The 11605-nt window shown below is 49.9% G+C and carries 10 protein-coding genes and 2 pseudogenes; 6 read left to right on the plus strand and 6 right to left on the minus strand.

Features of this window, described 5'->3' with window-relative positions:
- Window positions 1-58: 58 nt before the first annotated feature.
- Window positions 59-169, plus strand: a pseudogene (locus HMPREF2954_RS12855) (IS5/IS1182 family transposase); the annotation flags it as partial.
- Between the two features lie 100 nt (window positions 170-269).
- Here HMPREF2954_RS12855 and HMPREF2954_RS03090 read toward each other — a convergent pair.
- Window positions 270-1844, minus strand: coding sequence for an inorganic phosphate transporter (locus HMPREF2954_RS03090; RefSeq protein WP_045074604.1), 1575 nt, complete (start codon window positions 1842-1844; stop codon window positions 270-272).
- A gap of 172 nt (window positions 1845-2016) precedes the next feature.
- Between HMPREF2954_RS03090 and HMPREF2954_RS03095 the strand changes: the two genes are divergently transcribed.
- Complete coding sequence (locus tag HMPREF2954_RS03095; RefSeq protein WP_045074607.1) at window positions 2017-3117, plus strand: anhydro-N-acetylmuramic acid kinase; 1101 nt, start codon at window positions 2017-2019, stop codon at window positions 3115-3117.
- Between the two features lie 171 nt (window positions 3118-3288).
- Here HMPREF2954_RS03095 and ccoP read toward each other — a convergent pair whose 3' ends face one another.
- From ccoP to ccoN, 4 genes are read right to left on the minus strand one after another with little or no spacing between them, the layout of a single operon-like run.
- A complete protein-coding gene (gene ccoP / locus HMPREF2954_RS03100) occupies window positions 3289-4647 on the minus strand; it encodes a cytochrome-c oxidase, cbb3-type subunit III (RefSeq protein ID WP_082054542.1) in 1359 nt (452 codons plus the stop codon).
- A 30-nt stretch (window positions 4648-4677) separates the two neighbouring features.
- Window positions 4678-4845, minus strand: coding sequence for a cbb3-type cytochrome oxidase subunit 3 (locus HMPREF2954_RS03105; RefSeq protein ID WP_019270010.1), 168 nt, complete (start codon window positions 4843-4845; stop codon window positions 4678-4680).
- 4 nt (window positions 4846-4849) lie between these two features.
- Window positions 4850-5461 carry a cytochrome-c oxidase, cbb3-type subunit II gene (gene ccoO, locus HMPREF2954_RS03110; protein WP_003741675.1) on the minus strand — a complete coding sequence of 204 codons (612 nt, stop codon included), beginning with the start codon at window positions 5459-5461 and terminating at the stop codon, window positions 4850-4852.
- 23 nt (window positions 5462-5484) lie between these two features.
- Entirely contained in the window at window positions 5485-6918 is a 1434-nt protein-coding gene (ccoN, locus tag HMPREF2954_RS03115; RefSeq protein ID WP_197067790.1) for a cytochrome-c oxidase, cbb3-type subunit I, read from the minus strand.
- Window positions 6919-7247: 329 nt separating this feature from the next.
- Here ccoN and HMPREF2954_RS03120 point away from each other — a divergent pair, with 329 nt between their 5' ends.
- The 4 genes and pseudogenes from HMPREF2954_RS03120 to HMPREF2954_RS12860 all read left to right on the plus strand — a co-directional run.
- Window positions 7248-9011, plus strand: a complete 1764-nt coding sequence (locus HMPREF2954_RS03120) for a M61 family metallopeptidase (protein WP_045074612.1) — start codon at window positions 7248-7250, stop codon at window positions 9009-9011.
- A gap of 64 nt (window positions 9012-9075) precedes the next feature.
- Window positions 9076-9768: a hypothetical protein gene (locus tag HMPREF2954_RS03125; RefSeq protein WP_045074615.1), complete on the plus strand. Its 693-nt coding sequence runs from the start codon at window positions 9076-9078 to the stop codon at window positions 9766-9768.
- A gap of 36 nt (window positions 9769-9804) precedes the next feature.
- Window positions 9805-10245: a TIGR01244 family sulfur transferase gene (locus HMPREF2954_RS03130; protein ID WP_045074618.1), complete on the plus strand. Its 441-nt coding sequence runs from the start codon at window positions 9805-9807 to the stop codon at window positions 10243-10245.
- 114 nt (window positions 10246-10359) lie between these two features.
- Window positions 10360-10497, plus strand: a pseudogene (locus tag HMPREF2954_RS12860) (IS5/IS1182 family transposase); the annotation flags it as partial.
- On the opposite strand, the gene HMPREF2954_RS03135 reads toward HMPREF2954_RS12860, so the two are convergent.
- Window positions 10494-11348: a carbon-nitrogen hydrolase family protein gene (locus HMPREF2954_RS03135; RefSeq protein ID WP_070688994.1), complete on the minus strand. Its 855-nt coding sequence runs from the start codon at window positions 11346-11348 to the stop codon at window positions 10494-10496. The pseudogene HMPREF2954_RS12860 and the gene HMPREF2954_RS03135 sit on opposite strands and share 4 nt — an antisense overlap.
- Window positions 11349-11605: the final 257 nt, after the last annotated feature.

An 11605-nucleotide genomic window follows, 5' to 3' on the forward strand; every position in this document is an offset into this window, starting at 1 on the left:
GGGGTGAGGCGGGTGTTTTTGTGCATGTTCATGTGTGAAGTAATCCGAATACCAATGGAAATATAGTGGATTAAATTTAAATCAGGACAAGGCGACGAAGCCGCAGACAGTACAGATAGTACGGCAAGGCGAGGCAACGCCGTACTGGTTTAAAGTTAATCCACTATACCGTAAACAACGCTACTAGTTTCTAAAGGTCAAAATTAGAAAAAGGTTGTCTGAAAAAACAAATTTTGTTTTTTCAGACAACCTTTTCACTTTCGAAACAGTTAGAAAACCACCTGCAACACCAAATAAGAGATCACAGACAAAACTGCGGCTGCGGGCAAGGTAATCACCCAAGCCAAACCAATCGGTTTCATCAGTTTCCAGTTGGCATTGCGATTAACCAAACCGATACCTAAAACCGCGCCGACCAGGATATGGGTACTCGATACAGGCAACCCCATGAATGATGCACCCATCACAACGGCGGCAGCGGAAAGTTCGGCCGCAAAACCCGAAGCGGGATGCATTTCCGCCAGACTGGTTCCGACGGTCTTGATAACCTCTTTACCGACAAACCATAACCCGACAATCAATGCGATACCAAAGGTCAACATAGCGATAGGCGGGACGGCATTTTGCGCGGTAATGCTGTTGGTACGCAATGCATCCATAATGGCGGCAAACGGTCCGATGGCATTGGCAATATCATTTGCTCCGTGGCTGAATGCAAAGCCGCATGCGGTAAAAACCTGCATCCAAGAAAACATTTGAAAGGTTGATTTGCCAAGGTCTTTGCGTTTGAGACTTTTGGCGAATACGAATGTCGCCATCCAAATCGCCGCGCCGACCATGAAGATAATCAGGAAACTGTTGACATTGCTCATGCCCAAATGCAAGTTGTTCAATCCTTTGAAAATCAGCATTGCAGCAATCATCATACCGCCTATCGAGCCGATAAAGGGAACCCAGGAATGAAGGGCTTTATAGGAATCGACATTGTTTTTCCGGTTATCCAATTCATACAGCCCGCGATAATAGTCAGACTGTAATTCGGAAGGTTCGAAATCGGGTTCGTCGTAAATTTGCGCATCGTGCGCTACTTTGGTTGCATATTCGACTTTTTCAGTTTCACTAAGGGCTTCAAAGAAAAGACGGTGCTGCTCTTTGTATGACTTCTTTTCCTGCTTGATGGTTTTAAGCGTTCCTTCTGCCCAGTCGTTGTAGTCTAATACGTTTTTCTTAATACGGGAGAAAACGAGGTAGGAAACCAACCCACCCAACATCGGGGATAATACCCATGAAAGGGCAATCTCTCCAAGCTTACCCCATTGGATAAGCGTACCCGCATCAATTTTGTGCATAAACGCCATACACAACGCACTGCCGACAATACCGCCGATAATGGCGTGGGTAGTCGACACCGGCAGCCCCTTACGCGAAGCAAACAAAAGCCATAATGCCGCTGCCAAAAGGGCTGACATCATAATGAAGACGAATTGCATGGGTTGCAAATCCAACCCGTTCAAATCGACAATACCTTTACGGATGGTATCTGTAACCTCGCCACCCGCTATAACGGCTCCGCTGACTTCAAATACAGCGGCAATCAAGAGTGCCTGCGGGATGGTCAACGTGCCGGAGCCGACACTGGTTCCGAACGAGTTGGCAATATCGTTGCCACCGACATTAAATGCCATAAATACGCCGAACATCGTGGCAATGATGAAAAGTATAGGATTGTTGTAATGGGTATATCCCAGACCCCAATAAATAAAATAGCCGACCATGCCCACCAGCATAGCGGCAAAAGCGGCGTTAATAAGCTTCAAGTTCGCACTCGGTTGAGTTTGAGCCATGGAAGTTTTCCTTTGGAAATACGAAAGTTGGCAGATTCGGAATCTCGACCTAATTGTAACCTTTTTACAATCTTTCTTGAAATATTTCTTTATCTTCTCCAATCCTGAATCCAAATAAAATCTGAAACAGCGTTACAATGTTTCTTTTTGCCTACTTCAAAATCACAATTTTATGAATATCCGAAACTATATCGGCATTATGTCCGGCACCAGCATGGACGGTGCGGACGCAGTTTTAATCCGCATGGAAGGCAGTCGATGGCTGAAAGCCGTTTCCCACGCATTCATCCCCTATTCAGACGACCTTAGGCATGAATTGCTGGATTTGCAAAATATCGGCAACAACGAACTGCATCGCAGTATGCTGCTATCTCAAAAACTAAGCTGCCTTTACGCAGATACGGTTTCTTTACTGCTCAAACAAACCAACCTGCAAGCCCACGATATTGACGCCGTTGGCTGCCACGGGCAGACTGTCCGCCATACCCCTGAAGCAGGATACAGCATACAACTCGCCGATCTACCGCTTTTGGCACATCTGACCGGTATCTTTACCATCGGCGATTTCCGCAGCAGGGATTTAGCGGCAGGCGGACAAGGGGCCCCTCTTGTCCCCGCATTCCATCAAGCCTTGTTCCAAAGCGACTCCGAGACACGCGTTGTTTTGAATATCGGCGGTATTTCCAACATCAGCGTCCTACCAAATTCCTCTCCGGCATTCGGCTTTGACACCGGCCCGGGCAATATGCTGTCTGACGCATGGATGCAAGCCATTTGGCAACGTCCTTATGACAAAGACGGCTTGATTGCGGCAACAGGAACCGTTTTACCCGAACTGCTAACCCGCCTGCTCGACCACCCATATTTTTCCTCCCCATACCCCAAAAGTACCGGGCGTGAATTATTTTCATTGGATTGGTTGAAAGGTCGTCTGAAAGGCGGTGAAAAACCGGAAGACATTTTGCGAACGCTACTCAGGTTTACTGCCCAAACGATTTATGATCCAACCATCTCTGCTGCTCCTGATGTTTGCAATCTTTATATTTGTGGAGGCGGTATCCGCAATCCCGTTTTAATGGAAGATTTGCACCAACTATTCTCACCTACCACAAAATTACATAGTACAGCAGCACTCAATCTTGATCCGCAATGGGTCGAAGCCGCTGCCTTTGGCTGGCTTGCCGCCTGTTGGATGAATAAAATTCCAAGCAGTCCGCACCATGCGACAGGGGCAGAAAAATCCTGTATTTTGGGTGCAGGACATTATCCCTAATATGTCTCACTAGTTTCATTAGTTACTTTGCGACCCATAGCAAACCATAAGCTGTTCCCTGTATTTCATACACATTTAAGATAAAGACAGAAATTAAATTGCTATGAAAACAGATGGCTTGACCATAAAAAAAACGCACCTTATGAAAAGGTGCGTTTTAATTTCTATGGTTTAGAATTTAGCGCCGGATTGGTTGGCCATATAATCAACCGCTGCTTTGACTTCGTCATCACTCAGGCTTGTGTTACCGCCTTTGGCAGGCATGGAGTTAAAGCCTTCGAGCGCGTGTTTGTGCAGGGTATCTTTACCTTGTTTGATACGCGGAGCCCAATCGTCTTTCTTGCCTATGCCTGGAGCACCGGGGATGGTGCCGCCGTGACACATTTTGCAGTTGGCTTCAAAAACAGCTTTACCGTCTACTTTAGCAGAAGAAGCGTCTGCTTTTTCTGCAGGTTTGGCCTCAGCAGGAGCAGCCGCTTTTGCATCAGTTGCTGAAGCAGCTTTTTCATCTTGAGCCGGAGCGGAAGCAGATGAAGCGGCAGTAGATGATGCAGCGGTAGAAGCAGGTGCTGGGGCAGGTTCAGCTTTTTTCACGGGCGCTTTGCCGTCTTTGTTAGACAGACCCCATACATACGCAGTCATGATGTGGAGTTTGTCTTTATCCAAGAAATGACCCCAAGCAGGCATCTGGCTGTGTCGACCGTTGGTGATGGTTTCGATAATCGATTTTTGAGTACCACCCCACAACCATACGTCGTCAGTCAGGTTCGGACCCAAACCTTGGATACCTTGACCTTTATCGCCGTGACAGGTAAAGCAGTTTGCCGGAGGACCGCTGAACAATGCTTTACCGCGGGCAGCGCGTTCTTCATCGTATTGGTCTTTAGGTTTGGACAAGGACATGACATAGTTTGCCACATCTTTTACGCGTTCTTCACCCAGTGCAGGACCCCATGCAGCCATTTGTGCCGTACGGCCTTTTTCAATGGTCTCATGGATTTTCTCAGGCTCGCCGCCCCACAACCAATCGTTGTCGGTCAAATTCGGGAAGCCTTTGGAACCTTTGGCATCAGAACCGTGACATTGGATACAGTAGGTATTGAAGAGGTTTTGACCGATGGCGCGTGCTTCAGGATCTTTTGCCACTTTCTCAATCGGCATTTTGGCAAATTTGGCATAAACTTTGCCGTACTCTTGATCAGCTTTAGCCATTTCTTTCTCGTATTGTCCCTTGCTGCTCCATTTCCACTGTCCTTTATAATCGCCCAAACCCGGATACATGACCAGGTAGCCGATACCGAACAGCCAAGTACAGACATACAGCCAAAACCACCAACGCGGCAGTGGGTTGTTGTATTCTTCAATACCGTCCCATTCATGACCTGTCGTTTTGACTTCTTCGCCCTTTTTAGGACGCTTCACAACGTTTTGGGAAAGCAGCAGCCATGCCAAGCCGATAAAGCTGAGCACGACAATAACTGCAATGTATATATTCCAGAAATTGCTGGTAAATTGGGATGTTGTGTTCATTCTTTTGCTCCGTGATCACGGACTAAACTGTTATCGCCCGTCTTTTTCAGACGACTCTTTATCATCATTGTCGAAAATACTGTTGGCAGCATCATCGTAGTTCTTTTTATTACGTCGATTAAAAACAATATAAAGCACTAAGATGAAGCTGATAAAAACCCAAACAGTGAAGAGCGAGCGAGCCCAGTTTGCGTCCATGATGTTACCTTACGTTTTTCAATGCCAAGCCTAAGCCTTGCAGGTATGCAATCACCGCATCCAGCTCTGATTTGTCTGCCAAAGCTTCAGGAGCTTTTGCAATCTCTTCATCGCTGTAAGGCGTACCAACTTTACGCAGGGCTTTCATATGCGCCACGGTTGCTTCGGCATCAACTTTGTTGCGTGCAAGCCATGGGAAAGCAGGCATATTGGACTCCGGCACAACGTCGCGCGGATTCAGCAAGTGGATGCGGTGCCATTCGTCGGAATAGCGGCCGCCCACACGAGCCAAGTCCGGACCGGTACGTTTGGAACCCCATTGGAACGGATGGTCATAAACAGACTCACCGGCAACGGAGTAGTGACCGTAACGTTCGGTTTCTGCACGGAACGGACGAATCATTTGAGAGTGACAGTTGTAACAACCCTCGCGGATATAGATGTCGCGACCAGCCACTTGCAAAGCGTTATAAGGTTTCACACCTTCAATAGGCTGGGTTACAGCCTTGGAGAAGAACAGCGGCACGGCTTCAATCAACAGACCTACGCTGACTACAAGCAGGGTAAATACAATCAGGACGCCGACTTTTTCTTCAGCTAATTGTTGTAATTTCATTTTGGTAGCCTTTTCTTATGTTTTTAGTGGTGCTGGGTTTGAGACACCGCGGGAATCTCGGCATCAACCGCTTTGCCACTGATGGCTGTACGGTAAACGTTGTATGCCATGATACACATACCGCTCAGGTACAGCAGGCCGCCGGTGAAACGAATCATGTAGTAAGGCATAGTGCGTTTAACTGACTCTACAAACGAATAAGTCAAAGTACCGTCCGCATTCAGAGAACCCCACATCAGACCTTGCAATACACCGGCAATCCACATGGAGGCGATATACAGAACCACGCCGATGGTCGCGATCCAGAAGTGTGCTTCCACCAATTTGGTGCTGTACATTTCATTTTTGCCGAACAGGCGGGGAATCATATAGTACACGGAACCAATGGTCACGAAACCTACCCAGCCCAATGCGCCGGCATGAACGTGTGCAACGGTCCAGTCAGTGTAGTGGCTCAAAGCATTGACGGTTTTGATGGACATCATCGGACCTTCGAAGGTGGACATACCGTAGAAGGAAAGAGAGACGATCAAGAATTTCAAGATAGGGTCGGTACGCAGTTTGTCCCATGCGCCGGACAAGGTCATGATACCGTTGATCATACCGCCCCAAGAAGGTGCGAACAGAATCAGGGACAACACCATACCCAAGGACTGGGTCCAGTCAGGCAGAGCGGTATAGTGCAAGTGGTGAGAACCTGCCCACATATAGGTAAAAATCAAAGCCCAGAAGTGGACGACGGACAGGCGGTAAGAGTAGACCGGACGGCCTGCTTGTTTCGGCACGAAGTAGTACATCATGCCCAAAAAGCCTGCAGTCAGGAAGAAACCTACGGCATTGTGACCATACCACCATTGAACCATGGCATCGATTGCGCCCGCATAAACCGGATAGGATTTCATGAAGCCCGCAGGAATGCTCAGGTTATTGACGATGTGCAACAGGGCAACGGCCAAAATGAAACCGCCGTAGAACCAGTTGGCAACGTAGATGTGTTTGATTTTACGTTTGGCAATCGTACCGAAGAATACGATGGCGTAAGCAATCCAAACCAAAGCGATCAGGATGTCGATAGGCCATTCCAATTCAGCATATTCTTTAGCTTGGGTATAACCCAAAGGCAGGCTGACGACTGCGCCAACGATAACCGCCTGCCAACCCCAGAAGGTAAATGCCGGCAGCCATCCGCCAAACAGGCGTGCATTACAGGTACGTTGAACAACGTAGTATGATGTACCCATCAGACCGCAACCGCCGAACGCAAAAATTACTGCGTTAGTGTGCAACGGACGCAGACGGCCAAAGTGGAACCAGGGGCCGACATCTGATAAATCGAGGGCGGGGGCAAACAATTGGGCGGCGACAATGACGCCGACCAACATGCCCACAATGCCCCAAACTACGGTCATGATGGCGAACTGGCGCACCACTTTGTAGTTATAAGTTTGTGTGTCCATGAGAGTCTCCATGAATTATGGGAATAAAAATTTTTTATCTCACTTTGCCGTATGCATTTTGAAAAAACGCAATAAGGGCTAAGTTTAAATTTTTCTAAATTTAACATATAAGACAAGCCTAGCCAAGCGGAATTACATTTCACACCATATGGCCACACCATCGATTTTTTATATTTTTTACTTTATAATCATAATATTATTTTAAAACCCTCCCAATAGTACTACTTTATTTTTTCAAGCCTCCCTTTTGAATAAGGCTTTATTGATATAAATTAAATTGCATAACCTAATCTCCATATTCATAAAATTTAACAAATGTACCAATAGACATGATTAATTACAAAATCACCCCTAACCCGCTCGCCCACGAGTGGCACATCCGCCTAACATTCCGACAAGAACATGATTTGGAAACAGAAATCAGCCTTCCGAACTGGGTTCCCGGCAGCTATCTGATACGCGATTTCTCGCGCCACATTACAACCATCCGCGCCTTTTGCAATGGCGAATATACCCATCTGACCCAAGTCAAAAAAAACCGATGGCACACTGCCCCACAGTCCGGCGAGTGGGAAATTTACTACACCGTTTACGCCTACGACCTGTCCGTCCGCGGCTCGTTTCTGACTGCCGAACGCGGGTTCTTTGACGGCGCGTGCCTGTTTTTGCAGGTAAACGGACAAGAAAACAGCGCGCACCAAATCGAATTTCCCATCCTGCCGAAAACATGGCGGATTGCCACCACCCTGCCCCAAACCGACGTTCACAGCTTTCAGACGACCTCCTACCACGATTTAATCGACCACCCTGTCGAACTGGGCAACATCGAATTTCTCGATTTCGAAGCCGGCGGCATCCCGCACCGCATCGCCTTGAGCGGCCACTACCCCGATTTCGACCGCGACCGCCTCGTGTCAGACATCCGCACAATCTGCGAAACCGAACTGGCCATGTTCCCCTCCCCTGCCCCGTTCACCCATTACCTCTTCCTGCTCCACGTCGGCGACAACATCTACGGCGGACTGGAACACATCAGCAGCACCGCCCTGCTCGCCGACCGCCACAGCCTGCCGCCGCACGGCATGACCGACGCCAACGATGCCTACACCCAACTACTCGGACTGTTCTCACACGAATACTTCCACGCCTGGAACGTCAAATCCATCAAACCCGCCGCCTTCGCACCCTACGACCTCGACCGCGAAAACTACACCGAGCAGCTTTGGGCATTTGAAGGCATCACCTCATACTACGACGACCTCTTCCTCGCCCGAAGCCGCACCATCTCCCCCGAAGCCTACCTGCGCCTGCTCGCCCAAAGCATCACCCGCGTGCAGCAAACCAAAGGTCGTCTGAAACAAAGCCTTGCCGAATCCAGCTTCACTGCTTGGAACAAATTCTACAAACAAGACGAAAACAGCCCCAACGCCATCGTCAGCTACTACCAAAAAGGCGCACTCGCCGCCCTCTGCCTCGACCTCGCCATCCGCAGCAAAAGCAGCGGACGACACACCCTCGACAGCGTCATGCAGCAACACTACCGCGATTGGCTAGAGACCCGACAAGGCATCCCCGAAAAACAATGGCAAGCCCGTTGCCAAGCGTTTACCGGCCTAGATCTCGAAGACTTTTTTCAGACGACCCTCTACACCACCGCCGACCTGCCCCTTGCCGAACTCCTCGCCACCATAGGCATCGGACTGCAATGGCAGGCACAGCCGCGCAGCCACGGCGGCGCATTCCTGTCCGAACCGCCAACCGAAACGCCCGCCCCCGCGTCCGACTTCGGCGCAAGGTTCAAACAAAACAGCGACCACGCCACCCTGACCCACGTCTTCAACGGCGGCAGCGCAGAAAACGCCGCCCTCAGCCCGCAGGATAAAATCATCGCCATCGACGGCTACGCCTGCACCGACCTTGCCGCACAGTGGGCGCAACTCCCCATCGGCGCTACCGCCCGCCTCCACTACTTCCGCACCGGCATCCTGTACGTCGCCGACATCACCGCCCAAGCCGCCGAAGCCGATACCGCCGTCCTCTACATTACCGACCGCGAATTATTTGAAAACTGGCTTTATAATGACCGAGCCTGATTTTCAGACGACCTCAAGTGCTGGATCGAGGTCGTCTGAAACATCAACTCTGAAAGAAACAACCATGAAAAAAATCCTTGTCGGCATGACCGCCCTGTTACTCAGTTTGCACGCCGCAGCCGCCCCCAAATCAGATTCGGCAGATAAACTAGGAAAGGATATCGCCGTCTTCTACAAAAATCCCTCTGCCGAACGTGCTGCTTCTTTGATGGACCAGCTTGTCAAAGCCGATATCATGCGCGAAACCACCCTTGCATGGGGGACGCAAGCGCTACAAAAATACCCCCAAGGCAGCACCATTTGGTGTGACAACATCCGAACCTACCAAGGCGACGCCCTAACCTTTGCCGCCTACACCCTCACCCTGACCGGCACGAATCAAGCCAAAACCTGCCTTAACAGCCTGACATTAGATACCGAGCTTAAAAACAACCTCAAAAAAAACAAAAGCTTCCATCCGCTTCAAGAACCCATCATTTCCCCTGCATCACTGGACTTTCATTGGGTAACTTATTTTGCCACCGGCAACCCGAAAGCAGTCGAGCGTATCGTTGATTACATCATCAAAGCCCAAACGGCTGCCGCCCAACGCCCCAACCATGTAGACCTCACACTTGCCTCTGCCATTTGGTCAACCCGCTCCAATATGGAACAAGATACGGCGATTGACAGCATTGTCCGCCAATACATCCAAAAACAGTCCGAAGCCAATAAAAAACGATTGGAACAAGCCCTGTTGGCCCCTCAAGACGACTAAAATCAATCCATCGTCAAACGTAGAAAAGGAAAACCCATGTCTATCCAAAAACTTGCCGACAACCTCTATATCGCCCCGCAACTGACCGAAGCAGACGTACAAGAAGCCGCCAAACTCGGCATCCAAACCGTCATCTGCAACCGTCCCGACGGCGAAGAAGAAAACCAAGTTACGTTCAAACAAATCGAAAGCTGGCTTGAAGCCGCAGGCATCCGCGAACACCATCATCAGCCCGTCGTCGCGCCCGCCATCAACGCCGCCGATGTCGCCGCCTTCCAAAACCTGCTCAAAAGCGTTCCCCAACCCGTCCTCGCCTACTGCCGCACCGGCACCCGCTGCTCCCTGCTCTGGGGCTATCATCAGGTGCAAAACGGTGCAAGCGTCGCCGAAGTCGTCGCTGCCGCACAACAAGCAGGCGTCAATCTGAGCAACTTCGAAGCCCGCCTGCAAGACGCGCAACAAAACGGGCTGGCGTAACACGTTATCCGTTTAGCCAAACGCAAAGGTCGTCTGAAAATACCGTTTCAACGAATGGAAACCGTTTTCAGACGACCTTTTTTACTGTTCCATCAAACACATTCATGCCTGTTCTATAGTGGATTAAATTTAAATCAGGACAAGGCGACGAAGCCGCAGACAGTACAAATAGTACGGCAAGGCGAGGCAACACCGTACTGGTTTAAAGTTAATCCACTATACAAGCCCGAATCACGTTTTAATCATCTTCACAACAACCTGTGCTTCAAAGCAGGCAGTCTGGTGCGTACACTTTGCAGCCTCGCAGCGTCCAAATCGGCAATGACGATGCCTTCGCCTTCGGGCAATATGTCCAAGATTTCGCCCCACGGATCGATAATCATGCTATGACCGAACGTGCGCCTGCCGCTTTCGTGTTCGCCGCCTTGCGCCGAAGCGATGACGTAGCATTGGTTTTCCACCGCTCGGGCGCGCAGCAGCAATTCCCAATGCGCTTTACCGGTCGTGTAAGTAAAGGCGGCGGGCAGCAGCAAAACGTCAAACGGCTGCTGGGCACGGAAAAACTCGGGAAAGCGCAAGTCGTAGCACACGCCCGCGGCAAGCGGGACGCCGTCGGCAGCCAATTTCGGCACATCGCCGCCCGCGCTGATGGTGTCCGCCTCGGCATAGCGTTCGCCCAAACCTGAAAAACCGAACAGGTGCATTTTATGATACAGCCCGATTTGCGTGCCATCGCGGTCATACACCAACATCGTGTTCATCACTTTGCCCAAGTCGGGGCTTTGCAGCGGAATTGTGCCGCCGAACAGCACCACGCCGTATTCCGCCGCCGTCTCGCTCAAGGTCGTCTGAAAACGAGCGCAGCGGGTTTCGCCAAAACCAGTGTGGCAGGTTTCGCTAAAATTACTACCGACTAAAGGTTCGGCAAAAGCCAGTTTGTCAGTATCCTTGCACCCCATCAGCGGCCAATATTCAGGCAGCAACACCCAATCCGCGCCTTGTTCGGCTGCTTGGCGCACGAGGCGTTTCATGGTGTTAATGTTGTTATCGGGGTCGGTGGACGAAATCATTTGTACGGCGGCGGCACGGATGTTTTTTTGCATATCAGTTCCTATCTGCGTGTTCAGACGACCTATCAGCAGGTCGTCTGAATAAAGATTCACGGTATATCCCAAAAAATACCTGTACCATTATCTGTGTAATTTGAAACAACGGCATAGGCTTTCTATTTGATACGGCAGTTCGCCTCGTTTTTGATACGGCACCATCATCAGCCGTCATTTCACACGCAATACGCCGATAAATAAACCGTATCGAAAACAGGGCAAAGGTCGTCTGAAAATCAGTTTTCAGACGACCT

The organism is Neisseria sp. HMSC067H09 (assembly GCF_001814135.1).
Taxonomy (GTDB): Bacteria; Pseudomonadota; Gammaproteobacteria; order Burkholderiales; family Neisseriaceae; genus Neisseria.

What these genes read in the sequence shown, in the direction of transcription:
- ccoN (WP_197067790.1), bottom strand. Translation starts at nt 6,918, where the DNA reads ATGGACACACAAACTTATAACTACAAAGTGGTGCGCCAGTTCGCCATC.
- HMPREF2954_RS03135 (WP_070688994.1), bottom strand. Translation starts at nt 11,348, where the DNA reads ATGCAAAAAAACATCCGTGCCGCCGCCGTACAAATGATTTCGTCCACC.
- HMPREF2954_RS03120 (WP_045074612.1), top strand. Translation starts at nt 7,248, where the DNA reads ATGATTAATTACAAAATCACCCCTAACCCGCTCGCCCACGAGTGGCAC.
- ccoP (WP_082054542.1), bottom strand. Translation starts at nt 4,647, where the DNA reads ATGAACACAACATCCCAATTTACCAGCAATTTCTGGAATATATACATT.
- HMPREF2954_RS03090 (WP_045074604.1), bottom strand. Translation starts at nt 1,844, where the DNA reads ATGGCTCAAACTCAACCGAGTGCGAACTTGAAGCTTATTAACGCCGCT.
- ccoO (WP_003741675.1), bottom strand. Translation starts at nt 5,461, where the DNA reads ATGAAATTACAACAATTAGCTGAAGAAAAAGTCGGCGTCCTGATTGTA.
- HMPREF2954_RS03105 (WP_019270010.1), bottom strand. Translation starts at nt 4,845, where the DNA reads ATGGACGCAAACTGGGCTCGCTCGCTCTTCACTGTTTGGGTTTTTATC.
- HMPREF2954_RS03130 (WP_045074618.1), top strand. Translation starts at nt 9,805, where the DNA reads ATGTCTATCCAAAAACTTGCCGACAACCTCTATATCGCCCCGCAACTG.
- HMPREF2954_RS03095 (WP_045074607.1), top strand. Translation starts at nt 2,017, where the DNA reads ATGAATATCCGAAACTATATCGGCATTATGTCCGGCACCAGCATGGAC.
- HMPREF2954_RS03125 (WP_045074615.1), top strand. Translation starts at nt 9,076, where the DNA reads ATGAAAAAAATCCTTGTCGGCATGACCGCCCTGTTACTCAGTTTGCAC.